Consider the following 26,876-nt stretch of genomic DNA (forward strand, 5'->3'; position numbering starts at 1 on the left):
AGCTGGTTTGCCGGGGACTTTGCGGCGGCCTACATCATGTGGCCAGCGGGCAAGGCGACGGCGCTTTCAGGCATCGTGCACCCGCACCGATCGCACCGCCACGTTCGCGTTGTTCATCGCGAGTGTCTGCAATGAACCCGCGGCGAGCGTCACATCCGCACCAGCCCGAATCACCGCCACCAGCAGTACGACCGAATTCGGTGTCACACCGGTCAGGTCCAGGTCAAAGGTCGCGACGCCGGCGTGCAACGCATCGAGGGTCTGGCCCGCAAGGTTGACGCGCCGCGTCGCATCGGTCGTTCCGACAAAGCGCCACCCATCCCCGAAGGTCAGCGCCGTGGTCCCGCCGGCCGAGTTCAGCACCTCGTTGACCGCCCCCGTCCATGGCACCGTCGCCGTCCCCCACGTGGATGCATCGGCCCAGTTCGCCGGGCTGTTCGGATCCGGGTCGACGCGTCGAAGCAGCGTCACGCGCACGTCTGCTCCGGGCCTCGGGGTGAGGCCGCGGTGGTGGACCACGACATCGACCTTCACGGGCGCAGGTGGCAGGGTGCATGACGTGCTGGTCGCCTCGCCTTCGCTGAGCGAGGGCGTCAGTTCGTAAAGGTCCGCCTCGCTCGGCATGCCGGTGCCCCAAGGTTCGGCCAGGGCGTTGGTGCCGGTCACATGGGTGGTCCAGAAGTCAGCGTCGATGCCGACCATGCCGGGCGCCTGCTCCGGTGCGCCGTGGTAGCTCAGCACCTCCTCGAAGTACGGGCTCCATTCGCCGGTCGCGCGAATGCGCGCGTCGCCGGTGGAGGCGCGGAAGGCGGCCTGGAAGCGGCGCAGTTCCTCGGTGTCGAGGATGAAGCTGACGCGGGTCCACGGCAGCGACGTCGGCACCGGGATGACCGCCGGTGCGACGCGCGGTCTCACGTCCGGGCTGCCGTGCCATGAGCGCGCCGTGAGGCCGTCGCGTTGCAGGGCCAGGGCACTGGCGCGGTGGCGCTGGTCGTCGTCGTGTGCGCGCAGGTAGCTGAGCGCTTGCAGGTCCGCGATGTCGAGCCTCACCTCCCACACGCCGCGGCCGGCGATGCCCGCGCGCAGGAGGCGCAGGCCGCCGTCGCTGAAGATGCTCAGGGTCTCGACGGGCGCCTCGGGCAGGCCGTTGAGGCGTGCCTGCCAGGTCCAGGTGGGATCGGCGTCGCCGGCCTGTGCGCGGGTGCCTTTCCACACGCCGATCGTCGTACCGACGAAGACCTCCAGGGGGAAGGCCGGGTCGCAGACGATCGCGGTGACGGGGGCGCCGGCCACGGCCGCGCGCAGGCCCGTGGGAAACCACGTGTCTGTGCCGTTGAACCACCACAGCGTGTCCACCTCCGCCTCGGTCGGGTGGCCGTTGGTGCCGAGGTAGACCGCGCCGCGCGTGCCGTGCATGGCGGGCGGCTGGCCGGCGGCAGGCGGTGCGTCGAGGTTGACGGCGATGTCGGTCCAGATGCCGGCCTTGCGGATCGGGCCTTCCGCGGAGGTGGCGTCCTTCTTGGGCTTGATGTTGCGAAGCAGAATGAGTTCGGAGGTCCAGGTGCCGGGGCCGCTCGTGGCATCCGTGGCAGCAGTGCGCGCATAGCGCACGACGCGCCTTTCGCCGAGCACCCAGGCCACTTCGGAGCCTTGCCAGGTGCAGACGGTGATGGGTTCCTCAAAATCGTCCTGCGTGAGGTTGCCGGGCAGCGGGTCGGTGCCGGTGGGCAACGTGACCCAGCTCAGGCCGAAGTTCTCCGAGTACCACAGGCGTTTGGTGCCGACGAGCAGCTGGCCGACGTTGGGCGTGGTGGGGGCTGGGGTGCCGCGGCTCTTGGCGATGGTGGCGGGCACGGAATAGGGCGCGCTCGAGGTTTGCTCGGTGCGCGCGGACGCGGCGCCGCGCGTGACCAGTTCGTCGCCGGTCAGTTGCCCATCAGACGTGGCCCAGCGCCCGGCGCCGCGCTGCACGATGTAGTCGCGCGGGAACAACGGGTCAAAGGCGATGCCGCCGGCGCCTGTGCCTTCGAGCTGCGTCCACACGCCGCTGGATTGGCGCTCCGCCACCACGTCGCCGCGCAGGCTTGCGACGAGCCGGCCTTCGCAGGTCGGATGGCAGCCGAGTTGCACCACCTCCGCTGCGCCGATGCCGTCGTTGCGGGCGTAGAAGCCCTCCGCCACCGAGGGCAGGTCCGAGCGGAACACGCCGCCGTCGCAGGCGGCCCACAGCCGGTCGCCGTTGTTGCTGAACTTCAGGTCGTGCACGGTCGGGGGCACGCCGATGCCGTTCATGTTGAAGTTGTTGGGCGCGGTGCCGAATTGCAGCGCGCCGGGGATGGCTGTCACATCCGCCCACACGATGGCCGCGTTGCCGCTGACGGGCACGATGCTGTCGGTCAGGGTGTCCATGTCGGCACCGCCGAGCACGACGCGGTCGGGCGTATGCGGGTCGACCGCCATCGCGATGGCGTCGAAGCCTTGTTGTTTCAACACGTCCGGCAGGCCGATCACCCGTTGCGCAACCGGCGTGGCCGCGCCCGCAGCCGACACGCGGAAGAGCAGCGGGCGCTTCATGTTCGGGTAGATGGCGTTGATGGTCGAGATGTCGCCCGCCGACAGGCTGGTCCGCTGCCCGATGGCCTGGCCGCCGAGCGGGACGATCGTGTCCTCGCCGTTCTTGCTGAAGTCCTTGCGGCCGTAATGCATGATCGAGCCGTAGTTGTAGGGGCCGACGTCATCGCCGTCGTCGATCTCCTGGTCGAAGTTGTGCCCCTTGCCGTCGATCACGTTCTCCATCTGCACGCGCACGTAGGTGTCGCGGTCTTCGCGGCTCTGCTCGTGCCACAGGCCCAGCGCATGACCGAGTTCGTGCACGGTGGACATCACGGTGCAACCGGGTGCCAGTTCCAGCACCTGCTGTCCGGTGTTCTGCATCCCCGCGTCCGACGCGCAGCGGGTGCCGACCTGGGCGGAGATGTAGTTCGGATACAGCGCCTGGTTGGTCGCGGTGCGCTCGACGAACGTGATGCGCGATTTCTGCTCCCAATGCGCGATGGCGCCGACGACCCGCGCGCGGGTGTCGGCCTGCGAGTCCCACGGCACGATGCCACCGGGCCACCGGTACTCGTCGCCCGAGCGTACGACGCCGCGCAACACACCTGGAGGTGCGATGTGCGCTTCATCGGGCCGGATGCTGGCGGCGGCCAGGCTCTTGCGCACCTTCGCGCTGAAGGCTTCCACCTGCTTGACCGTGCCGAGATGGATGCAGCCTTGGTAGTAGGCCTTGCCGTTGACTGCTTCGTAGGTCACCGGCTTGATCACGCGGCCGCCGCGCAATCGGATGTAGCCTTCGCGCAGTTCGGCAGGCGGCTCTTCGTTGCACTTGTCGTCTTCGGGTGTCGAATGCTGCATCGCGACGGAGAAGGCGGCGCGCGCGGCGGCACTGGCGCCGACGGCGGCGGTGGGACCGATGGTCGTGTCGTCGGGCTGGTCGGCGAAGACCCAGACCTGGTCGGGTGGCGTCGAGGCCGCGAGCACGGCGCGCCGGCCGCGCGAGCCGGGGGTCTCGATGCGGGAGAAGTTGGCCTGACCCGTGGCGCGCACCCACAGGCCCGCGTTGGCACCGCCCTGCACCCAGGCCCAGACGCGGGCGGGACGTGCGCCCGCAGCGGGCGTCCACATCACGTCGGTGCATTCGACCTCCAGCGTGTCGAAGGGCGTGCCGGTGAGGCGCACCCAGTCGCCGCCTGCGGCAGGGCGCTGGTAGAGGCCGGTGAGCGTGGCTGCGATGGCGCCGGTGCCCCCGGGTTCCAGCGCGATACGGTAGACGCCGTTGCCGACGAGGTTGCTGGCCTCGCGTGTCCAGGTCACGGGTGAGCCCGCAGCCGGCGCGTGGGTGCCGCGCAGGATGCCGATGCCGCCGAAGGGCCTGCCCGTCTGGCCCGACATCCAGTCGCGGGCCTGCACGCCGTAGGGGTGCGTGACCTCGCCGGTGCCGACGTAGACCACGTCCGGGTCCGCGCCGCTGCCGAAGGCCACGGCGATCGCGCTGCAGGCGTTGCGTGTCACGGCGCCATTGATGCCGGCGATGGGCGTCGCATCGGTGCCGCCGAGCGACTCCCAGCTTGTGCCGCCATTGGCCGAGTACCAGACGCCGCCGTTGGCCGAGGCGGCGTAGATGCGGTCGCCGTCCGGGTGCACGCAGAGGGCGTTGATTCGGCCGGTGACGCGGGGCTTGCCGGTGGCGTGGCCACCCAACATCGTCGCGGGGCCGAGGGGTTGCCAGAGATTGGCGAGGCCGCTGGCGGGGGCGCGTGGGGCGACGGGCGTCTTGCCTTTCGTGGCGGTCGCGGGGGCGGTCGGTTCAACGCGGTCCGGCGATGAACGACGGCGCGCAATGAAGCGGTCGCGTTGCAATGCCTTCTCGAGGGCTTTCGCGTCGGTGCCGGCTGGCGGCCATTGATAGCGGCTCATGTGGAAACCTCCGCGCAGTGCGCTGCGGCATTCGTCTCGGGAGCGGCCCGGCGGCTCATGTCGCACTCCCCGGTGTCGTAGGCGCCACCCGGATCCACCCCTCGCGCAACTCGGCCGGCGTGTCCGGCAGCAAGGCGGTCTGCGTGGCGGCCAGGATCGCATCGGTGCGCCAGGTCGCGGGCGTGTCGCGCCACAGGAAGTTCTGGTCCTTGCCGAACACCGACACCTTGGGCAGCCGCACCTGGCCTTGCGGGTCGAGGTCCGTCTCCACCATCACCGGCCCGGTGCGCAGCGAGGGCGCGATGGCCGCAAGCCCCGGCCCGACCCAGTCGCGCGCCAGCGCCACCGCCTTGCGCGGCAGCAGGCCCGAGGTCAGCGAAGCCTTGCCTGCAGGGTGCATGAAGATCGTCAGCGTGACCGTCTGGCCGATGTGCAGGTTGAGCGTGTCGGCATCGTCGGTACCGGCGATGTAGGGATGCTTGATCGTGGTCTTCGGCGGCATGCCGGTGACGGTCGAATACAGGCCCAGTTGGCCGCGGCTGCGCCCGGCATCGGTGGCGGTGCCGGCGATGGCCTTGTCGACCAGGCGGAAGCGCGAGTAGTCGTCGTCGACGAAGAAGCCGAGCACGCCGTCGTCGCTGCGCGTGAGTTCGCCGATGCGCACCGGAAAAGCGAAGCGCGCGGCCTCGCGTTCGGCATCGGCCCATTCCTTGGCGCGGTCCGCGTTGCTGAGGTTGACGTCGTCCGGCGGTTTCAGCTCCAGCCGCAGTTGTGCACGGACTACCGCGGCCGGGCGGCCCACCAAGCCTGCGACATGCTCGCTGCCCATCGATGCGAAGGTGTCGACGGTCCACAGCGTGGTGTCGATCGCGCGCAGCAAGGCCGACAGTGCGGACTCGGGGCTGACGTCAGGAACTAGCGGCGCACCGGCGCGGCCGGCCGCATCGGCAGCGACCAGGCCGGCGGCAAAGCGGCCGAGCGCCAGTTGCTCGGGGGCCAGGCCATACAGCGGCCCCGAATCGGCCGGGCCTTCGCGGCCTGCCGCGATCTCCCACATCACGCCGCCGCTCACGGCCTCGTGCAGCAGTTCGCCGACGGGCGAGCCGTCGACGCTGAACACTTCGAGGCTTTCATCGAGATGGTCGGGCATCACGAAGCCGGCGACAGGGTTCACCTGCAATGAGGCCTCGATCTGGTCGACGCGCGCCTCCGTGCCTTCGGTGCCGACAGCGGTCTTCGCATCGACCAGGCGGAACTGCCAGCGCGAGGGCCGCAGCAACCGCGGCGCGACGGCGAGCGCGCCAGGGGCAGAGGGCAGGGTGCCGTGCATCGGCGTGGACACCTTGTTCACCGGCACGTCGAGCGTGCGGCCGAACACGTCGAGCAGGCGGGCGCGGCTGAGTGTGACCGCACCCGCCAGCAGCATGCGCGGCGCGCCAGTGGGCGCTGGATTGTTGACGGTGCCGCCGCTGCCCGGACGGCGCAAACCATCGCTCACCGGAAAGCCGAGCAGTTGGGTGCGCACGCCATCGAGCGCGGCGGTGACGATATCCAGGTTCTTGATCGCCTCATCGAGCGTGCGGAAGGCGTCCTCGGTGGCTTCGTCGACCAGGCCCGCGCCGACCTTGTCGAGCGCATCCTCGCGCTTGAGCCAGTCGGTGATGGCATCGTGCAGCGTGCTGGCCGCGCCGGTGGTGAGTTGCGCGCGGCCGCTCAGTGTGACGCTGTCGCCATCGAAGGTGGTGGTCGACGATTCGAGGTCGACCTCGGCCAGTTGCCAGGCTTCGAGCGTGGGTGGGTCCAGGCCTTCGACCTTCACCTCCCACTCCAGCCACATCGGCACCCACGGCTGCGCCCAGGTCGTCACGCCGACCAGATCGGGGTCCACGCCCTGGTACAGCGAGAACTTGCGCACCTCGTCGGCCACCATCGTCTGCTGTTGCTGCTTGCCGGGCGTGATCGGGTTGTTGGCTGCAGCGGCCCTGGCGCGGCGCGTGTTCGACGTGGCCACCGCGCCGGTGAAGGCGACCGTGGCGCCGTCATAGGTGCCGTCCGCGCCGAAGCGCAGCACCGACTCGGCCTTCAGCCGGTTGAAGATGCCGGTGCGGTCGGCCTTGGTGGGTGAGACGGCGGTGGCGATCCAGTCGTCGTGATACGGGTCGTGCAACACGGCCTCGCGTGCCAGCGTCAGCACCTCGCCGGGCACCGAGCCGCTGCCGAGCGAGCGGATGAAGCGGTCCTTCGCGATGACGCCGGTGATCTCCTGGATGACGTGCGTGGGCCAGCGGCAGGTGAGCTTGCCGTCGGCCGAGCCGCGACCGTCGCCACCATGGCGCAGGCTGCGCGCGGCGCCGCGAATGGCGACCATCGGCTCGTCGGGGAAGGTGAAGCGCGCGGCCGGGCGGTTGACCACGCGCGCCTCGGTGGGCGCCAGCACATCGCCGACACGCGAGCGGGCGGTGTCGTTGATCATCATCTCGGTGGCCTTGACCAGGTTGGGCTTGGCGCTGCTGGCGAAGACGGTCGTGCTGTTGAGCGATTGCTGCTTGGGTGCGCCTGCGCGGGCGACCTTCGGCTGCGCTTCGAAGACAGGCTTCTGGACATCGACCGTGGTTGCATGCTTGCCGCGCTGCTTGCCGATGTTGAGCCCGCCCACGCCGCCGGTCTGCACGCGTTGCAGGAAGCGGTCGGTGCCGGCCGTGCCGCCGGGCATGGAGGAGAAGGCGGAGGCATGCTCATGCTCCTCCAGTTCGACCAGGCCGTCGGCGGAGCCCAGGCGGTCGATCTTCTGTGCGGTGAAGGCGGTCAGCAGGCGCTCGGAGGCGCGGCGCTGTTCGGGCGTGGCCTGCGGCGCGGCGGAGAGCGCGGCGAGCATCTCGTCCTCATGCTGGCCGATGGCGACGGACAGCGCGTTGGCGCTCGGTCGCCTGTCCACCGGTGGCTTGCCGGCCACGGGCACGCCATAGATGGCGCCGTGCAGGAGCGACGAACGCAACTGCCAGGCCGGTGCGACGAAGCGCTTGGCCGCATCGGTGGCAAAGGCCGACGTGGCCGTCAGCGTCTGCGCATCCATGAAGGTCTTGTCGACCGGCATGTAGGTCACGGGCGCCGCAGCAGCCGCAGCGGCCTTGGCCACGGGGCTGCGGGCCACGGTCGGCACGTTCAGGGGCCGCTTGCTCATCCACCGGTCCTCGGTGGTCAGGCCGAGCGCCTTGCGCAGTTCGAACTCCGCGGCCTGCTGCTGCAGCGCCCATTGCTCGTCGCCCCATTCGGCCAGCAGGCGCCAGCGCAGGCGGTCGAGCAGTTCATGCAGGCTGTCGTTGCTGCGCGCCTTGTCGAGCGGGTCGCTGGCCGCATCGCTCCACCAGCCAGCCACGACATAGGCGGCGCAGTTCTCGTCGACGCCCTTGGGCGCGAGCGCGGCCACGTCGGCGAGCGGGTCGTGGAAGGCAAAGCGGTTGAGCACCGCGTCGTACACGCCTGACCAGCTGATCGCGCCGCCCACGGTGCCGGTGAGCTGGCCCTTGTCGATGGCGACGCCGGCCGGTACGGCGCTCTTGTTCGGCCCTTCGGTCCAGGAGCCGAGCGGCACGGCGATGGCGCGATCGGCCTCCAGCACCCAGCCGGTCATGACGGCGTCGGTGCCGCCGGCGGGCAGCAGGATGCGCAGCACCACCCAGCGGTCGGGCAGGAGGGGCAGTTGCAGGCGATTGGCCGAGCCGCTGTCGCGTTGGGCGAAGGTGCCGCGCAGCAGGGCGTCTGGCATGGCCCAGTGCAGGTGCACGCCAGGCTCGCGCGGCGTCCCTTCGGTGAAGGGGTCTGGCATGCCGTCTTCCGGGTTGCTCACGCCGACGCCGTTGGCGCCGGCCACGAGCATCGGCAGGCGCACCATCTTCTCGGCATTGCCGGGCTCGATGTAGAGCGCCTGCACGTCGATGGGCACCAGCAGGCGGCGCTCGCGCAGCAGGTACTTGTCCCAGGTGGCGATCTCGCCAATGTCGAGTTGCGCGCGGTCGGCGGCAAGGAAGCGCTTGCCGTACGTCAGCGTGCGCGTGTCGGCGGCACTGATCCTGAGTTTCGTGGCCATCACTCCACCGCCTTGTTGACGTTGACGGCCACAGTCGTCTTCCAGTCCACCAGCGACACGCTGGCCTTGAACTGGTCGATCGCGTAGAACTGCTTGCCCTCGGTGTTCTTGGGGTCGCCGAACACCTGCCGGTAGGGGAAGCGCAGCATCTGCAACGCGTATTCGTTGGGCTCCAGCGAGCCGCCGGAGTTCGGCGACTTGGCGGCCAGGCGCTTGCGCAATTCGCCGACGTTGATGACGCCCGACGAGTTGCGGCGGAAGGGCACGTCGACCGAATTGGCCGGCGTGATGTCGTCCACCGGCGGCACCGAATTGCCATTGGCGTTGTCGCGCACATGGACCTTGGCGGTGCGTTGCGCTGGCGGCGCGTCGGTGTCCACGCGCACGCCGAACTGGATGCCCTGGCGCGGCTCCTCGATGTGGACCACGGCCGGTTCACCGTCGATCAGGACCAGCAGCACGGCCGGCGCGAGGCGCTCCATGCGCAGGATCTTCAGGCGGCTCGGGTCGGACTCGGCGGCGGTGGTCAATGCGTCATCAGGCAGCAGGTCGCGCGAATAGGCGCGCACATGCAGGTTGGGCCAGCCCGACACAGCCCGCGAGCGCAGCAGGAATCCGGTGATGGTGCCGCCTGCGCCTTTCAATGGTTGCTCGCCCTTGGGCCGGCGGATGGCGCGCTCGGCCTCGTCGACCTCGTCGCGGATGTGCGGGTACACCGCCTCCAGTTGCGCACGGTCGGCGCTGGTGATGGTGCCGATGCTGAGCGCGCCTTGCACCATCGCGTCGGTCCATTGGCGGTCGATGTAGAAGAAGCGGATCGACTCGATCGGCAGCAGTTCGGCATCGGGCACCAGGTAGTTGAAGGGCACGCCGTGCAGCAGGCGCAGGCGGGCCATGAAACGGCGCAGCTCGCCGGGTACCACGTGGTCGCCGTCGTCGGGGTCGTGGTCGGTGACGATAGCGGCGTAGTTCACCGAGGCCGACAGCGCCGCGTCGAGTGCGACGGCGGCGGTCATGTAGTTTTTCATGGGGTGTCCTCCTCTTCGTTGTCGACCTGGGCTTCGGCGTCTTCGATGAGGGCGTCGAGTGCGTCGCGGTGTGGGGCAGCGGCCTGTGCTGCGCGCGCAACGGGTCGAACCGCTATGACCGGGCCGGTGGGCGTGACGGGTGTGACGGGCCGCGTCGGTTGGACGGGTGTGACAGGGGTGACGGGTGTGACAGGGGTGACGGGTGTGACCGGCGTGAGCCCGCCCTTGGGCATTGCCACCCCCAGCGCATGCGACAGCTCACCTTGCAATGCACTGCGCAAGCCCGCCACCGCCTTGTCGTCGAAGCGCATGCCACCGTCCTTGCTGGCCACAGGCACGCTGGCCTGCGCGACAGCCGCGAGCAGCCCGACCCGGTCGCTGTTCTTCTTGATCGCCGCGAGATCGAAGCCCATGCCCGCCGCAATCACCTCGTCGAGCGCGCCTTTCACGGCAATCGGCCGCCCCGGGTCCGCCACGGGCCGGCGCGGGCCGATGATCTTCTCGGGGTACTTCGCCATCTCGCCCATGGCCTGCAACGCGACATAGCGTCCCAGGTCCACATAGCCGTTCGTGAGCTTCGGCATCTGGTAGGGCAGGCTCTGCGCCAGGATCTCGCGCACGCGGCCGACGCCAAACTGTTCGCTGCGAAAACGCATCAGCGCCGACACCACCGACAGTTGCGATAGCCCGATCAGCCGACCGATCTCGAAGCCAGCCGCCAGCGACAGGTCTTCGCGCCCATCGGGCACCACGCGACGGATCTGGTCGGCCGAATGCGCGAGCGGCGGCAGGCCGGACCCTGCCGCGGCATCGCGTGCGGTGGGAAAGGGCACACAAGGCCCCCGGTACCAGGCCCGCACCGGATCGCCGCGCCGCGTGCGATTGCCCAGGCCGATGTGCCCCGTCTCGACCACCTCCGGCCCCGGCCCGGGCTTGGGCGGCGCGCTGGCCGGCGGCGCGACTGGCATCGTGCCGAGCAGGCCGACATCGAGGTCCTGCATCAGGCTTTCGAAGGTGGCGCCTTCGCTGGTCGTGAAGGACCAGTGCGCGAGCACCGGGAAGCGCAGCACCTTCTCGACTGCATAGGCCTCGATCGGGTAGCGGAAGCCGATGCCCATGGTGTCGCGGACCATCTTCTTCGCATCCGGGTCGAGGGCCGCGGCCTTGGTTGCATCGGAGGCGGAGAGCCACTGCGCGCCTTTCGCGGCCTGCTTCATGGTCTGCGAGCCGTCGAGCGCGTTGCCGACCTTGGCGGGTGCTTGCGACTGCAACGCTTGCTTCGCAGCCAGCGCCGCCGCAGCCGGTGCGTGGGCCGCCTGCGCCGCCTTGGCACCCTTGCGCGGAGCCGCACCGTGCGCGATGTTCCCGCCGACGGCAGGCAGGACCACATTGCCCAGCCCAGTGCCGCCCATCACCAGGGGATCGGGCCCGCCCAGCGGATTCACCGTGGCCAGCACCGACCAGTCCTGCGCCAGCTCGAAGTGGAAGTGGTCTTCATTGACCGGCTCCGGCGGCGGCAGCGCATCGAGCTGGCCTTCCAGGTTCACCAGGCAGGCCATGTAGCGCACCGATGCGTTCTTCACCTTGTCGAACACCGGCAGCCGATTGGCCAGCACGACCGCCAGCCAGCCATCGTCGTCGCCGTTGGCCAGTTCGGTGTCGTTCACGTCTACCTCACGCACATGTACCAGCAGTTCCAGGTCTTCCTTACAGGGAAAGATCTTCTTGACCACCGTCTCGGTCACGCCAAGGTAGAGGCCCTGCTCGACGTCCTTGTCCTGCGGGTCCAGCAGCGTGGTGCCTTGTGTCACGCATTGCGCCACCGGCGTGGCGGTTGAGAGCGCCGCTTCGCCCTCGGCCACCACCACCAGCGCGAGCCAGGGCGTGGTCGACACTGCGACCTGTCCGGCCGGGTTGCGTTCCCATGGCAGCGTGCGGCGCTTGAGCACGATCTGCGGCAGGCGGTCGCCAAACGCCCCTTCGCCATTGGCCGGCGGGAAGCTCGACAGGATCTGGTCCGTCGGCATGGTGAAGCGCGGCGCGGCGATGGTGACGTGCGTGTGCTCGGCCTCCACGTCGAAGGGCAGGCCGGTCTGGTCGGTGACGAGGTCGTACTTCCCGGCCGTCACCTTCGGCATCACGTTCGAATGCAGCACGAAATATCCGGTCTTGGGCATCAGCGGTGCCCTCCCTTCTTGCGTCGGATGGGTTTGTCTGGGCCTGTGGCAGTGACCAGCCGCCGGCCTTGGGCCATGGCGCGGGCGGCATGGCGTTGCGAATCGTTGCGTACCGGGCCGTTCCACGCGAGCCGCGAGGCTTGCGGGTTGGCCGGCGCCGCGGCAAACGGGCGAATGGCGGCATCGAGCCCGCGCGCGGAGATCGTGGAGACGGCGCCGGTCGCATCCAGCTTGGCCGAGCCCATCACGCCGACCAGCGACCAGCCCGCCTGCGTCGCGATGGTCACCATCACCGGCTTGCGGCCATCGGGCACGATGTCGTAGGCGAGCACGCTGCGGTTCTCCATCGACAGCAGCACGGGCGGCACATCGTTGCCGAGTGCGTCCTGCACGCGGGCGGCGCCGTCCAGGCCCATCAGCAACTGGCGTGCATCGATGGTGTCGCCGAAGGCGGCCGGATCGTCCAGCACGATGACCACGGTGCGCAGCGCTTCGCTGAAGGTCGTCGCCACGGTGCTGACGCCGCGCGCCAGTTCGGCGCCGTTGATCCAGCCCGCGTCGAGCCGCTCGCGATGCAGCTTGATCGTCTCGCCATTGGCCCGCACCACGCAGCCTGGCGCCACCGCGCTCGACCAACCGCAGTAGGGCATGCGCAGGCCCGCGTGCCAGCCGGCCAGGCCCGCATCGATGGCCGCGCCGGCCTGGTCGCTCTGGCCGATGGCGACGATGCGCTCGGTGCCAGCGGGGATCCCGATGCTGCCGGGCTTGCCGGTGACGTCCGGTCCCGCCAGTTGATCGGCCATCAACGTGCCGCCGTGGCCGAGCAGCACCATGCGCACCGGTGCGCCGCTGATGGTGATCTGCGGACGCGGGGCATCGATGTCGGCATCGGCATGTGCGTTTGGCATTTTCAGCACCACGGTCTGGCCGGGCATCAACACCGCATCGGCGACCGCACCGACGGCGGCCGGTGCCGCTGCACGCGCGACACCCGAGGGCGTGGCAATGCGCTTGCCAGCCGCCAGTGCAGCGGTGAAGCTGCCGAGCATCCCGCTGGCCGCGCCGCTGCGCGCCACCACCACCGGCGCGGCATGCGCCACTGCCGTCAGCGGCACGCTCACCGCGCCGATCACGGTATTGCCCGTCTGGTCCGTGCGCACGGCTTGCGGCTCGGCCAGCACCAGCCGTGCGGCAATCGACTTGCTGCGGCTGGCCTCCACCTTGGCCATCGTCGGCGGTGCCACGCGCCAAGCCTTGGCCGAGCCCTTGACCGTGGTGCGCGTCGGCGAGGCCACGCGCAAGTCCACCGTTGCGCCGGACATGAAGCCCACGGCAATCGGCGCATCGATGAAGTGGTCGTAGACCTTCTGCACCGGCCCCGTGCCCACGCCCGGCACGACCGTGGACGGGTCGATCATCAGGCCCTCGGTGAGCGTCCCGAGCAGCGGCGGCGACTGCCGCTCGCCGCGCAGTGACGCGGCAGCCGTCGGCGATGCGGTCAGGAACTTCTTTGCATCCTGGAAGGCCGCCGCCACCGTCACCGGCGCGGTGATCAATCCGGCCACCGCCTGCGCCTGCGACTTGAGCGTGCTCACATCCACCGCGCGGCGCGAGAAGGGCAGCGGCTTGCGCTTGCCGATCTCCACTTGGTAGTACGGAATCTCCGGCCCGCCGGGCGATTTGGTGGCGACGCAGACGAGGTCGAGCTCGTTCAATGCCTCGACCATCTCGGCCTTGGGCACCTTGCGGTTGTTGGCATCCTGCGCCGGACCCCAGATGCCGACCGGGAAGGCGCCGAAAGGCCGTGCCGTGGCCACGAAGGGGAAGGGCTGCGTCGCACCGTTGCGCGTCCAGGTCAGGACGATGGTGTTGGCATTGATGTTCGACTCGAACATCGCGGCCACACCCAGCGTGCGGCTCGGTGCATGCGTCGTCAGCGACCCTTGCGTGCGCTGCACCTTGCCGGCCGGCACCGTGCTGGTGAAGGTCATGCCGAACTCGACCACCACCACAAAGGGCCGCGCCTCCGAACCATCCGGCGTCGAGTCCTCGCCCTTGGCCGGCAACGCGCCGAAGGCGGTGATGAGCGCATGCGCCTTGGCCCCGCCACTGTCGCCCGTCTCCAGGTACTTGGCGATGAAGTCGGGCGCCGGCAGCGGCTGCTTCTGCGCACGGTCGCTGCCGCCGAACTCGACCGTCAGCTCGACCGGCCCGACCTCGAAGGTCGCCTTGCCATGGAAGTCCGGCCCGGTGACTTCGATGCGCGCACCGAGGCTGATCGAGATCGTGATCTCGCCGAAGATCCAGGTGTCGATGGTGATGCCCGCGGCGATGCGCGCATAGGCATCCACGTCGTAGTGGAAGGGGTCGAAGTAGACGATGCCGTTGGCGCCGAACTTCACCTCCGCCCAGGCCGGGCCAAAGGTGGCCGAGGCTTCGAAGGCACCACCGGCCATCAGCGCCTCTGAGGTCAGCGCGAAGTAGCTTTCCGCCTTGATGACGATGTAGTCGCCGATGGTCCAGCGCAGGCCGAGCCGCGGCACGACCGGGTAGCCATCGCGGTGGAAATCGGGGTGGTAGCCGCCCAGCGTGATGACGAACTCGCCCTTGTGCTCGCCCTTCCACCACATCACGTAGGCAAAGCCGCCGGTGAGCTTGATGTCGGGGTAGAGCAGCCAGGAGTTGTCGGTGAGCTGGCCCTGCACCCACAGCACGCCTTCGCTGCTGGAGAAGTGCACCAGCAACGCCAGCTCGATCGACACCAGCGCCGCCTGCGGACGCGGCAGCGCCATGCGCGCCAGGCCCAGCAGGTTGATGTCCAGCCCGTCGCCGATCTCCACCGCCAGCACCGCGATGCCATCCACCAGCGCGAAGCTGTTGAACGAGATGCCCGCCGCGAACCAGAAGGTGCCCTTCTGCATCGGGAAGTACTCCCCGAGCTTGCGCAACTGCGTCATCGGGTCCTGCGGCTGCGCGGCGATGTCCAAGGCTTGAATCAGCGGGTAGTCGCCAAAGCGCGAGAGATCCGTCGGCACGATCAGCTTGCGATTGATGCCGAAGCCGCCGCCGATACCGGTGAGGAAGAAGGCCGGCGGTCCGCCGATCGGCCCATTGACCGCACCGACCGCGAAGAATGCGGTGAACTTCTCGTCGGTGCCCGGCACCTTGCCCTCGCCATAGCCGCCGTAGATGGTGATGCCGTAGACGCCGAAGCGGCCCAGCAACATGCCCAGGTACTCGATGCCGGCCGGCGTCTGCTGCTTGAGCAGGCCGCCCGCGATCGACACGCCCGCCATGTTGGCCGACACCGCGAGGCCGGCCAGGTCGATGGCCCAGTTGTTGGGGTTGAAGAAGTCGCCGTTGGCGGTGACGTAGGTGATCTGCAGGTCGTCGACCGTGCAGCTCAGGCCGAACATCGAGACCGAGCCGTCCATCAGCAGCGAGACGCGCTCCAGCTTGCCGTTGGGCATGGTCGCGCCAAAGCCGATCTGCTCCAGGTACAGCGGGCCGAAGCCCTTCTGGATCGCGATCCACCACGGACCGTCGCCGTCGCCTGCGCGCAGCGAGACCTGCACGTCGCCGTTGCCATGCTTCTGGATCGCGATGGCGGGCGAGAAGGCGGGCTTGGGTGGCGTCGGGCCGGTGTCCTTCATCACGCCTTGCGCGATGCCGTTGTCGCCCTTGGCGCCGCCGGCCGACACGGCGAGGTTGGAGAACTGCAACTGCACGCCGCCGCTCGGCGGGCCCGAGGACGTGATCTTCGCGTAGGCATGCAGCGCGATCGATTCGAGCGTGATGCCGAAGTCCAGCAGCGGCCCGGAACTCTTGCCGATGCGCAGGCCCACGCCGTTCACGGCCAGCGTCGGCGTGAAGCGCAGCGGCAGCGTGGAGGGCAGGAAGCCGACGAACAGGCCGCCCTTGTTGCCGTTCGGGTTGCCGTTGTTGGTGATCCAGGTGGCATCGTTCTCCAGCCACAGCATCACGTCGCCGGAGATGAGTTCGAAGCGATCCTTCAGCCCCAGTTGCAGGCCGATGGTGAGGTCCTCGTCGCGCGTGAAGGAGAGCTTGAAGTCGCCCATCGTGATCGCGAACTGCGCATCGGCGATGTTGCCGAACAGCTTGTGCACGCGCGGGAGCAATGAGTCCGGGTCGAACATGCCGGTGATGAGTTGCGTCGGATTGGCCACGTCCTGCAGCACCACGCCGCGCATGAGCTTGCGCACGGTGGTGCTCGGCGTGACCTGCGTGTCGAGGAGTTGCGCGACCGCGGGCTGGGCCATCGCGACGCCGGCCACCAGGTCCGCCACCACCTCGACCACACGCAGCGCGACCGCGCCCGGGTCCAGGGTGTCGACGCCGCCGATCATCGGCCCGTCGGTGGCGACGATCGCGAACTGGTGCGTGTCCAGCAGCCAGCGCACGGCGAAGCGATGCGTGGCATCCACCGTCATGCCGATGGCCACGCGCCGCGTGTGGGCCAGTTCGAGCGCCTTGCCGACCGCCACGGTGACGAAGGGCCGCAGCTCCACGCCGCCGGCATTGATCGACGCAGGGCCGGCGGTGATGCTCAGTTCCTCGATGCCGGTGTCGGCCAGCGAGAGGGTGAAGCTCACATGCTCGATGCCTGGCACAGGGACGTTGTTGCCGGTGAGCGAGACCACGCCAGTGGCCGGGCTCCATGCGAGGCCGAAGGCGCCGACGCTGACGGTGAGCGTATTGGCATTGGCCGTGGCGTTGACGGTCGCGGGCAGGAAGTCGTCGAGCAGCGGGGCGAGGGTGGTCAGCCCGGTCGAGACGATGGTGGGCAGCGATTGCACCAGTTCGCCGACCGGGTTGATGGCCCAGTCATGCAGGGCCGTGGCGTCGAACTTGCGCGGAGCGCCGCTGCGCAGGCCGAAGGCATCGCCGACGGTGCCGACCAGGTCGCCGACGGTGCCGTTGATCTCGGCCAGCTTGTCGAGCAGGAAGGGCAGGGCCGCTTCCGCCGCTGCAGCAAGGGAGCCGAGGCCGGCGAAGGGGACCAGCGAGATGTCGTTGCCGACGGCGGGGCGCACGAACAGTTCGATGCCGGACGCGCCGATGCGTGCGTAGACGGCTTGGCGGCCCGGTGTCGCTGCGCCGCTGATGCCGACGTGCAGTTCAAGGCCGAGGCTGGGTGCGCCGGATGGGCCCAGCGTGAGGCTGGCGCCTGCGCCGGCAGCCAGCCTTCCGGCGACGCCGTTGGGTGCGGTCCAGGCGGTGGCATCGACGTCGAGCGCCAGGCGTGCGCCCGGGCCTGCGGCGGTCACGCTGAAGCTGACGCCGCTGCCTAGCGCCAATGGTGTGCCGGCTGCGCCCGGTGCGCCGAGCAATGGGCGCAGCGCATCGAACAGCGACTGGATCTTGGCCGGATTGGCGCCCAGCGAGATGGAACTGCGCAGGTAGCCGGCCGGGTCGGCGAGCAGCCCGGCGATCGGACGGATGGCGCGCTGCGCATCGCCGATGGTGCCGGCGAGCAGGCCCAGCGCATCGAGGGCCGCATCGATCAGCGGACGCACCGTGTCGTCTGCGCGGCGCATCAGTTCGAGCGCTGCGTGGCCGCCGATGCTCGGTGCGCTGCGCGCGATGGCGCGGCCGATGGCGGCCGGGTCGGGGATGGGCCAGAGCGCCACCGCGTCGGTGCTGCCGCCGGCCTGGTGCCATTGGAATGACGCGGTGAGCGGCTTCAGCCCCAACACCAGGTTAAGGTTGCCGCCGGGCAAAGCACCGTCCGCGCCGATACGCAGTTCTCCGTCGATGCCGGTCGGCGAAGCGGTGATGTCTGCATGCCAGCCGAAGCGCCCGCTGGCATTGCCGCCGCCCACGACATGGACCGAGCGCGTCGCCAGGTTCACGCTCGCGCCCAGCGGGCCGAGAAGGACGGACAACGCCTCCGACACATCGCTGCCGGCCGCGGCCATGCGCTGTCGCAGCAGGCCGCCGGCATCGTGCAGCAACTGGTCGAGCGCATCGCCGGCCAGGCCGCCGGCGGGGTCGGCGATGCCCAGCGCCGTGAGCAGTTCGTCGAGCGCAAGCGATGCGATGCCGATGTCCGCGCTGATGCGTTGCAGGGCCGCGGCGAGCAGCACGCGCGCCTCCGGCATGAGCGGCACGGTGCCGGGGCCAGTGCCCAGCACCAGGCGCTCCCACGACTGGCCGAACACGCGGGCGTCATGCAGCGTGACCGTTGCGGTTCCGGAGGAAGTGCCGTCGAGTGGCAGCGAGATATCCGCAGAAACACTTCGCAGTTCGAGGTCCGGCGTGGCGCTGAGCCAGCCTGTGCGGTCACCCACGCGCAGTTGCACGCGCAGGTGGCGACCCCTGTCGATGCCCGCGGACTCGTCGAAAGAGAACAGCGTCAGCAGCGCGTTGCCCTGGATGCGCAAGCTGCCGCTGTTGGTCGGCGGAAGCACAAGGCGCAGGCCGGCCCTGACGCCGGTGGCATCCGGCAGGTCCGTGGTGGCGCGTTGGCGGGCGCGCTCCGACAGGCCTGCCGCGACGATCGCCGTCAATGCCCGCGCAACCTGGCTGTCCGTGACGGCGCCGAACACGGCCTTGACCGCGAGGCCGGCCCGCGGCGCCGCGGGCGCAATGGCGGGCGGGCGCAGGTCGGCCGACGGATCTGCGAGCGCGACCAGTTCCATCATCGAGCCGACCAGCGCACGTCCGAGCGAAAGGTCAGCGTCTTCAGCACCTTGACCTGCAGCGGGTGCAGTGGGCAGCAACCGGTGCAGCAGCCGCAACGCATCGGCCGTCGGTTGCGTGGAGAGGGCTGTCAGCGCAATCGGCGACAACGGCGTGCCAAGCGTGACGAGGTCGGTCACGGCGCTGGCGCCCGCGCCGGTCCCCTGAGTCGCCAACCGCGCCGCGTGCCCGGCGCCAGCGACCGCGATCAGCGCGATGTCGCTGCTGACGTTGGCCAGCGCATCGAGCAGGCGCGCCAGGCGCGCGGCCTGCTCGGGCGTGCCGTCAGTGGCGCTGCCGGTGACCAGGCAATCGGCGCGACTGCCCAGCGAGACGAACCATTCGCCGGTGGCCGCGGTTGGCGCAGCGAACATCGACGCATCCAGATGCGGCGTGCTCAGGTCCACGCGCCGATTGGCCGGTGCATCGGGCCACGCTGCGGCACCGATCGAAACGCGCACCGTCGTGGTGGGCGTGCGGCCGATGAGTTGCTGCAGGTTGAGTTGCGCATGCAACTGCCCGGCCGCAAAGCCGACGCGGCTCACGGTCACGCCCGCAGGCGCCGATGGCGGAGGCGCGATGCGCCCGTCGCCACCCGACCAGCGTTGCGCCATCGCAGCCAGGCCGCCGGCCACGTCGCGGTCTGCGATCAGGTCGCGCACATCGACGCCCACCGTCGCCTCGGCGGCCAGCCCCGCAGCCAAGGCCGATGCGGAAAGTCCCGTATCGCCGGGACGCCAGCGCCGCAGCGCATCGGGTACAGCCACCTGCCGCGCGTCCAAACCCGCAGGCGGGAACCACACGGCCAGGTTCGGCAGCTCGGGCGCCAGCGCCAACCTGTACGGATCGTCCGGATGCCCGGTGCCCTCGATGAAGCCACGGTTCGCCCCGCTGCCGCCGAACAGGTCCGCGAGCAGCGTCAATGCCTCCGGCCCCAGTTCGCTCATCGCCAGGCGTGGCAGCCAGTCGCGCAGCGCCATTTCCGGGTCGTTCACCAGGTCGCTCAGCCGCAGGCGTGCATGGCCGGTCGGCAAGACATCGTTCGACCAGCCCAGCACCGAGGTGAAGTTCCCCACGAAGCCGCCGACCAGTTCGCCCAGGTAGCTGACCAGTGCCTCGACGCCGTCCCATGCGGCCGCTGGCAGCGTGACCGTGCCGTCGGCGGCGATCTCCGGCATGGCGATGGGCACGCTGAGATCGCCCGTGACCAGTTGCAGGTTGGGCGCGCTGACGCCCGCAGAAAGGCCGCCCGCCGGCGTCCAGCCCAGCCGCAGCCCGACGCCGGAGGCCGTGAGCGACGTGCCGCTGCCCAGTTGCAAGGTGACGCGCGGCGGATTGACCCCACGCTCGCGCGCCGACAGTACGCCTTCAACGCCCGGCAGCAGGCTGGCCGATTTCGTCTCCAGGTTGATGACGGCCAGCGTGGCCGCGATGCGCGTGTCGATCACGGTGCAGCGCTGGCCCAGCGTGTCGATGCTCGTGCCGACCGCGAGTCCGATGGTCAGCTCCGTGCCGTCGGATGAGAACTCCAGCCCCAGCACGCCCAGCAGCGGCACGCGCCACGGGTCGACCGGATTGCCGGTGCCCAGGATGGCCGAGGCGGCAGACCCGGCATCGGCCAGCGCATTGCGCAGTTCGGACAGCACGGTGGTCACCGCAGTACCCGCCGCCCCGAACAGCGCATGCCAATAGCCCGTGATCGCATCGACCGGGTTGGTCATCAGCGCGGGCAGGGTGATGGGCGTGATGCCCGGTGGCGCATCGAGCCCGATCAGCAGGCGCACCGTCGGCAGCACGCCGCCGAGGTTGCCGAGCAGTTGCGCGGCCACGTCGCTGACGGTGTTGCCGACAGCATCCATCACCGCGTCGGGCGAGGTGAGGTCCAGCGTCGGATAGGTGTGCGCGCCCAGCACCACGTTGTCGGCGGCGAGCACGAAAGTCAGGCGGCGCTGTGCGTCCAGCGCGAAGCCGATGCGCAAGGTGTCGGCGCGTGCGATCGGCGGCCCCGCGACATCGAGCACGCGCGATGCGGCGGTGCCGGCCGCGGCCCACACGCCGAACTGCGGCAATGCCCGCGCCGCGCCCGTGACGAGGTCCACGTCGAACAGGTCGGCGCGAGCTTCCACGCGCGCCGTCGCATTGCCGAGCGTGAGGCCGAGCGTGGGCGTGAGGCGGGGATTGCCGGTCGGGCCGGTGTCCACGCGCAGGTTGATTTCGAGCTTGGCGCCGCCGCCGAGGTTGAAGCTGACCGGGGCGCCCGGAGCCGGGGGCGCAACGCCGAACAGTCGCGCCAGGTAGCCGAGCCATGCGTTGCGGCTGTCGGTGCTGGTGATGAGGCCGTGCAGCCAGTTCGCGATCGCCTGCACGCCCTGCGTGGGCAGCGTCGTGATCGGAAAGTCTGGGATCGCATCGCCGCTCTTCAGCCCGAGCAGGCCACCCACCGCGGCGATGACCGAGTTGGGCGCGGCGCTGTCGGCCGCGGACTTGACCAGCGACAGCACCAGGTCGAGCAACGCATCGTCGAGTTCATCGAGCCCGTCGGCGGCCACGCGAATGTCGCGCGGACTGGTCGCACCCGGCAACTGGAAGCCGGTGAGGCTGAGCCCGAACACCGGATCGACCGGGTCGCCGCTGGGTGCGGTCGGCAGGTCGACGTCGATGCCGATCGCGCCGATGCGCGCCTCGCCCGGCACCGGCGCATTGCCGTCGATGGTGATCGCCGTCGACAGCCGGATGCGCCCGCCCGCCGACCCCAGCAGCAGCGGGTTCGACACCGACGGCCCGCCGTTCTTCTTCGTGCGGAACAGCGGCACGGACAGCGAACTCGTCGACGTCGGCCCCGTGGTGCGCACCAGCAAGGCGATGCCGATGTGGATGCCGTCCGGCTTCTCGGCAACGGTGATCGAGACGGTCAGGTCCGGGTCATCGATGTGCACGATCGGCAGCCAAACCACGCCGCTCGGGTCCGTGGTGCGGTCCGCGCCGCCCATGGCATCGTCGACGAAGGCGATCAGCGCATTGCGCTGGTCGGGGTCGGCGAGCATGGTCTTGAGGGAATCGCCCGGGTCGCCGAACCAGTCCGGGTTCGGATCGCCGTCCTTGTCGAAGATGCCGAGGGCCTTGGCCAGGTTGCCCAGCACGCCGAGATCGCCTGCGCCCATGGTCATGACAAGGCCTCCGCGCAGTAGAAGTGTTGGAGATGCCCGTTCATGCTTTCACCTTCAGCCCGCTGGAGCCGGCAAAACGATGACGCGCCATCGGCACGATCCGCATCGCCCCATTGGCCGCGATGAGTTCTGCCGGTACCAGCACGTTGCCGCGCGTGTCCTTGCCCACTGCGCCCGCGATGCCGCTCACCATCCCCAGCACGCATTGCCAGGCAAAGGCCACCAGCGCCTCGCCCCAGGTGTCGACGATCACCGCCGGCCCGTTGGGGCGCCGGTAGGTGGAGGCATACAGGCCCGAGGGCTCCCTGGCAGAGCCCACGGCAAAGACCACCTCGATGACCGCATCGCCTGTCTGGTCGCAGCGCACCGGCAGGGTCACGCGGATCAGGCCATCGAGAAGCTGCACGTCCATCTTCGTGAGGCTCACGGCCAGTTCGCTGTCGCCCTGGACCCAGACCACTTCGTCATGTTTGCTGGGACGGAACAACCCGCTCGCGCGTCGGGCGGCGACCTGGAGGAAGGTGGTGGCCTGCTTGCCTTCGAGGGTGACTGGCTTGAAGACCTCGCCCTCGGCCATCGGCCGGGCCACGGCCTCGACCCGCTTGGCACGACGTTCGTCGGCGATGAAGCGGGCGTACTCGGGCGCGACAGCATCCGTCATGTGGACTCCTCCTCCAGCCAGGTCTTCTTGCGCGAGAACGATGGCTCGCGGCCGCCAAGGCGGTTGCCGCCCCGGTTGCGGGCAAAGCGTACGTGTGCGCTCGCTGCACAACAATCGCCGCGATGGCCGTACCACTTTTGGCCGGCTTGCCGATGTGACACTCGCGGCCTAAATCGCGCGCAAGGCACGTCCCGGCAAACGGTGCGAGGATGCGCACGTTTTTGCAGATTCCCGAATGCGCAAACCGAATGCGCGGAGAAATGACATGTCAGCTTTCCAGGTCGATGAAGTCGTCGCAGCGCTCCAGGGCGCGCGGCGCGAATGGCGCGAGTCGCAGCAGCGCAACCAGACTGGCGGCGAGCGCGAGCTGCCGTCGCGCCAGGTGGTGGAGGAGGTGGTGGAGTCGCTCATCGGCGCGCTGTTCCCGATGCGGCTCGGCCCGACCGACCTGCGCCAGGAGAGCGAGGATTTCTACGTGGCGCATACGCTCGACAACGCGCTGCACCACCTGCACACCCAAGCCACGCTGGAGTTGCGCCACGCGCGCCGCCACACGCCTGCGGAACTGGCCGGTCTAGGCGCCGACGCTCAGCAGCGCGTGCGCGAATTCGCCGCCGCCTTGCCGGGCATCCGCAGGATGCTCGACACGGACGTGATGGCCGCCTTCCACGGCGACCCGGCCGCGCGCAGCGTCGACGAGGTGCTGCTGTGCTACCCCGGCGTGCTGGCGATGATCCACCACCGCCTCGCGCACCAGCTCTACAGGCTCGACCTCACGCTGCTCGCGCGCATCGTGGCAGAGCGGGCCCATGCGCAGACCGGCATCGACATCCACCCCGGCGCGCAGATCGGCGCGGGCTTCTTCATCGACCACGGCACCGGCGTGGTCATCGGCGAGACGGCCATCCTCGGCGAGCGCGTGCGGCTCTACCAGAACGTGACGCTCGGCGCCAAGCGCTTCCCGACCGACGCCGACGGCCACCTCAAGAAAGGCCTGCCGCGCCATCCGGTGCTGGAGGACGACGTGGTGATCTACGCCGGCGCCACCATCCTCGGCCGCGTGACCATCGGCAAGGGCGCCACCGTGGGCGGCAATGTGTGGGTCACGCAGGATGTGCCGCCGGGTTGCAGCGTCACGCAGGCCCTCGCCCGCGAGCTGGCACGCGACCCGACGGCCGTGCCCGGCGTGGCGCCAGCGAAGTAGCGCGAACTCGCACATACTGCGCGGTTCCCGATGGCTTTCCTGTCCGGAGACGTTCCATGACCACTGCGTTCAACCCCGCCAGCCTGCTGGCCGTCGATTCGGCCACCGACCATGCGCGCGGCCCCGCCGCGGCCCGCGTCACGGTGGTCGAGTACGGTGATTTCGAATGCCCTTCGTGCCGCCAGGCCCAGTCCGCGCTGAAGATCGTGCTGGCCCATTTCGGCAACGACCTGCGCTTCGTGTTCCGCCACTTTCCGCTGCGCGAGGTGCATCCGCATGCGGAGTTCGCGGCGGAGGCCGCGGAGGCTGCGAGCGCGCAGCACAAGTTCTGGCAGTTCCATGACCTGCTGTTCGCGCACCAACTCCAACTCGACGAGAAGCATGTGCGGCAGTACGCGCAGCAGGCCGGGCTCGACATGCCACGCTTCGCCAACGAGATGAGCGACCACGTGTACCTGCAGCGCGTGCGGGAGCAGATCGAGAGCGGTCGCCGCCTGGGCGTGCGCTCGACGCCGACCTTCTATGTCAACGGCGCGTTCTGCGATGTGTCCTTCGGGCTCGATCACCTGCACAAGGTGATCGACAAGGCATTGTCAGACTCCTCACAGTAACCCCTTCATCCATCCACCGGAGAACTCATGAGCACTTTCAAGATCGGCGTTGTCATCGGCAGCCTGCGCAAGGATTCGTTCAATCGCAAGCTCGCCCTCGCGCTGGCAGCCCTCGCGCCCGAGGGCTTCGTGTTCGAGCACCTGCGCATCGACGACCTGCCGCTCTACAACCAGGACCAGGACGGCAACCAGGCCGAGTCGGTCAAGCGCTTCAAGACAGAGATCGCGTCTTGCCAGGGGCTGCTGTTCGTCACGCCGGAATACAACCGATCGATCCCCGGCGTGATGAAGAACGCCATCGACAACGCCTCGCGCCCCTATGGCCAAAGCGCCTGGGCTGGCAAGCCTGCCGGCGTCGTCGGCATTTCGGTAGGCGCCATCGGCACTGCCATGGCGCAGCAGCATTTGCGCAACGTGCTGGCGTATCTCGACGTGCCCACCATGGGCCAGCCCGAAGCCTTCGTGCAGGCCAAGGACGGCCTGTTCGACGACAAGGGCCACATCGGCATCGAGAGCACGAAGAAGTTCCTCCAGGGCTGGATGGACAAGTACGTCGCCTGGATTAAGACCCACAACGCCTGAAATAGGCTCACCCCCGAAGCGCCTGCGGCGCTCGGGCGGCCGCCAGAGGCGGCTGCTCTTGCGGGCCGTCCAAGCCTGCGCAGGCAGGCTTGGAGCCGCGGCCCTCAGCCCCTTCAAGGGGGCGCACCCAGCGGCCCGGCGGAAGCGGTTCCGCGGGTGCCCCCGAACTTGCATGGCTCGTCCCACGGTACTTTGGTCGCGGTCGCGCGCAATCCAAATCTGTCCAAAGCATGACACTCTCGCACCGGCCGCATGCGCAGGTGACGCCCTGCACCAGCAAACTTGCTTCTCCAGGAAAGATGAATCCACAGGAGACAAGATTTGACCCCCGCACTCGCAAGCGCCACCGCGCCGGCCACCGGCCATTCCACCCAGTCCCCAGCGCGAGCGCCGCAAGGCAGCGCAGCGACGCCTGAGTACACCCACGCCTGGCGCTGGTACAACCAGAACCCGGACTTCAAGCCAATGACCTTGCCGAACGGCACGATCATCAACTTCAGCGAGTGGGCCAAGGCCTTGCCCTTCGTGCGCATCGATGCAAGCAAGGCACCGCATGCCCAGCCGGTTGCCGACAAGGTCTGGATGATCCACGGCTTCTTCTACGGCCCGGTCGTCATCGAACGGCCCAACGGCCTGATCGTGGTCTCCACCGGAGAGAACGCCGACGACGGCAAGATGTTCCGCGACATCATCCGCCGCGACGTCAGCACCAAGCCGATCATTGCCATGTTCTACGACCATGCGCATTACGCCAAGGGCGCCGAGACGCTGCTCGACGGCGACAAGGCGATGATCATTGCGCACCCCGATTCCGACCGGACGGTGCAGGAGTCGGGCTTCCTCGGCAACCCCACCATCCCCGAGATGATGCCGGCCCTCGACGGCCGCGCGCGCATCCACTTCGGCACCGACATGCCGAGCACAGGCCCCGACGCCAAGGTGGGCGCGGCCTCGCTGGAACTGGGCAAGAAGAGCGCCTGGCTGCCGACGACGCGCACGCTGGCCGACGGCGAGACCATCACGGTCGACGGCCTCGAGATCCAGGCCTTCCACTGCATCACCGATGCCGAGGACTCGCTGACCTTCTGGATTCCGAGCATGAAGCTCGTCATCGACAACGTGCTCTGGCCCTGCCTGCCCAACCTCTACACGCTGCGCGGCGATCGCTATCGCGGACCGGAGAACTGGATCGCCGCGATCAAGAAGATCCGCGACCTTGCACCCGAGATCGTGCTGGACGTGGGCGGTGGCGCCAAGGCATTGGTCGGCAAGGACCTGATCAAGGACACCACCAATGCCGTGATCGATGCGTCCTCCTTCGTGTACGACCAGGCGATCCGCCTCACCAACAAGGGCGTGCGCATGCAGGAGCTGCGCCATCACATCCTGCTGCCCGCGCATCTGCGCGACAACCCCTATGTGAACGAGCTCTACGGCCAGTGCGACACCTTCCCCGAGGCCTTCGCCGGCCAGGCCCATGGCTGGTTCTCCGGGCATGCGGAAGACCTGCACGCCTTGCCGCGCGCGGTCGCTTCCGGCAACTTGCTCCAACTCGCTGGCGGCGAGGACAAGGTCTTCGAAGCCTACAAAGCTGCCGTCGCGAAGGGCGAGCATCTCTGGGCCAAGGACCTGGCCGTGATGCTGACCGACGTGGCCCCCGGCAACAAGACCTACCGCCAGGCGCTGGCCGACACCTTCCGCACCCTGGGCCGCTACAGCGCCGGTGCGATCACGCGCAATTTCTACCTCGCCGCCGCGCGCAGCCTGGAAGGCGAGACCACCCACACGCTCGGTGCGGTGCAGGACGCGGAATGGGTGGTGGCCGACCCGGCCCGTGCGGTGAATCACCTGCGCACGCGCCTGGATCCCGACAAGGCAGCGGGCCGGGAAGGCGTGCTCGCCTTTGACGTCGCCGGCAAGCGCTCGGCCCTGCACATCCGCAATTCGGTGGCCGAGTTCGTGAGCCAGCCCGACCAGCACTACCGCAAGGCGGACGCCACGCTGACGACCAGCGCCGACATGTTCGCGCGTTACTTCCGCGGCGAGCTGAGCGCCAAGGCATTCGTCGAGGCCGCGGGTGCGAATGACCATGCTGCGACCCTGTTGAGCCTGTTCGACGAGTACCGTCAATTGCCGATGTACCCCTGAACGGCAGTTCCGGCGCGGGCGCAGAATCGGCGCAAC

General features: G+C 69.2%; 10 protein-coding genes. 4 read left to right on the forward strand and 6 right to left on the reverse strand.

Annotated elements, in window-relative coordinates; all coding sequences use genetic code 11:
* Window positions 1-66: 66 nt before the first annotated feature.
* Genes WKW79_RS00380 through WKW79_RS00405 form a run of 6 tightly spaced genes read right to left on the reverse strand, consistent with a single transcriptional unit; the run spans window position 67 to window position 22,295 of the window.
* Window positions 67-4,473 (reverse strand): M12 family metallopeptidase, encoded by a 4,407-nt coding sequence (locus WKW79_RS00380; protein ID WP_340333114.1) that lies wholly within the window; start codon window positions 4,471-4,473, stop codon window positions 67-69.
* Window positions 4,474-4,528: 55 nt separating this feature from the next.
* Window positions 4,529-8,560 carry a hypothetical protein gene (locus WKW79_RS00385; protein WP_340333115.1) on the reverse strand — a complete coding sequence of 1,344 codons (4,032 nt, stop codon included), beginning with the start codon at window positions 8,558-8,560 and terminating at the stop codon, window positions 4,529-4,531.
* Complete coding sequence (locus WKW79_RS00390) at window positions 8,560-9,588, reverse strand: hypothetical protein (RefSeq protein WP_340333116.1); 1,029 nt, start codon at window positions 9,586-9,588, stop codon at window positions 8,560-8,562. Before WKW79_RS00390 ends, WKW79_RS00385 begins: the two co-directional genes overlap by 1 nt.
* Window positions 9,585-11,765 (reverse strand): hypothetical protein, encoded by a 2,181-nt coding sequence (locus WKW79_RS00395; RefSeq protein ID WP_340333117.1) that lies wholly within the window; start codon window positions 11,763-11,765, stop codon window positions 9,585-9,587. Before WKW79_RS00395 ends, WKW79_RS00390 begins: the two co-directional genes overlap by 4 nt.
* On the reverse strand, window positions 11,765-21,634 hold the full coding sequence (locus WKW79_RS00400) for a DUF6603 domain-containing protein (protein WP_340333118.1): 9,870 nt from the start codon (window positions 21,632-21,634) through the stop codon (window positions 11,765-11,767). Before WKW79_RS00400 ends, WKW79_RS00395 begins: the two co-directional genes overlap by 1 nt.
* Before the next feature lie 40 nt (window positions 21,635-21,674).
* A complete protein-coding gene (locus tag WKW79_RS00405; protein ID WP_340333119.1) occupies window positions 21,675-22,295 on the reverse strand; it encodes a hypothetical protein in 621 nt (206 codons plus the stop codon).
* 265 nt (window positions 22,296-22,560) lie between these two features.
* Here WKW79_RS00405 and epsC point away from each other — a divergent pair, with 265 nt between their 5' ends.
* The 4 genes from epsC (at window position 22,561) to WKW79_RS00425 (ending at window position 26,840) form a co-directional block, all read left to right on the forward strand.
* Window positions 22,561-23,499 carry a serine O-acetyltransferase EpsC gene (epsC, locus tag WKW79_RS00410; protein WP_340333120.1) on the forward strand — a complete coding sequence of 313 codons (939 nt, stop codon included), beginning with the start codon at window positions 22,561-22,563 and terminating at the stop codon, window positions 23,497-23,499.
* 56 nt (window positions 23,500-23,555) lie between these two features.
* Window positions 23,556-24,110 carry a DsbA family protein gene (locus WKW79_RS00415; RefSeq protein WP_340333121.1) on the forward strand — a complete coding sequence of 185 codons (555 nt, stop codon included), beginning with the start codon at window positions 23,556-23,558 and terminating at the stop codon, window positions 24,108-24,110.
* 27 nt (window positions 24,111-24,137) lie between these two features.
* Window positions 24,138-24,692, forward strand: a complete 555-nt coding sequence (locus WKW79_RS00420; RefSeq protein WP_340333122.1) for an NADPH-dependent FMN reductase — start codon at window positions 24,138-24,140, stop codon at window positions 24,690-24,692.
* Between the two features lie 321 nt (window positions 24,693-25,013).
* Complete coding sequence (locus tag WKW79_RS00425) at window positions 25,014-26,840, forward strand: alkyl sulfatase dimerization domain-containing protein (protein WP_340333123.1); 1,827 nt, start codon at window positions 25,014-25,016, stop codon at window positions 26,838-26,840.
* Window positions 26,841-26,876: the final 36 nt, after the last annotated feature.

It is taken from the genome of Variovorax robiniae, from assembly GCF_037889955.1.
Lineage (GTDB): Bacteria > Pseudomonadota > Gammaproteobacteria > Burkholderiales > Burkholderiaceae_C > Variovorax > Variovorax robiniae.

Bases quoted from the DNA above. Each gene is read 5' to 3' on its own strand.
- WKW79_RS00380 (WP_340333114.1), bottom strand. From the start codon at position 4,473: ATGAGCCGCTATCAATGGCCGCCAGCCGGCACCGACGCGAAAGCCCTC.
- WKW79_RS00385 (WP_340333115.1), bottom strand. From the start codon at position 8,560: ATGGCCACGAAACTCAGGATCAGTGCCGCCGACACGCGCACGCTGACG.
- WKW79_RS00390 (WP_340333116.1), bottom strand. From the start codon at position 9,588: ATGAAAAACTACATGACCGCCGCCGTCGCACTCGACGCGGCGCTGTCG.
- WKW79_RS00395 (WP_340333117.1), bottom strand. From the start codon at position 11,765: ATGCCCAAGACCGGATATTTCGTGCTGCATTCGAACGTGATGCCGAAG.
- WKW79_RS00400 (WP_340333118.1), bottom strand. From the start codon at position 21,634: ATGACCATGGGCGCAGGCGATCTCGGCGTGCTGGGCAACCTGGCCAAG.
- WKW79_RS00405 (WP_340333119.1), bottom strand. From the start codon at position 22,295: ATGACGGATGCTGTCGCGCCCGAGTACGCCCGCTTCATCGCCGACGAA.
- epsC (WP_340333120.1), top strand. From the start codon at position 22,561: ATGTCAGCTTTCCAGGTCGATGAAGTCGTCGCAGCGCTCCAGGGCGCG.
- WKW79_RS00415 (WP_340333121.1), top strand. From the start codon at position 23,556: ATGACCACTGCGTTCAACCCCGCCAGCCTGCTGGCCGTCGATTCGGCC.
- WKW79_RS00420 (WP_340333122.1), top strand. From the start codon at position 24,138: ATGAGCACTTTCAAGATCGGCGTTGTCATCGGCAGCCTGCGCAAGGAT.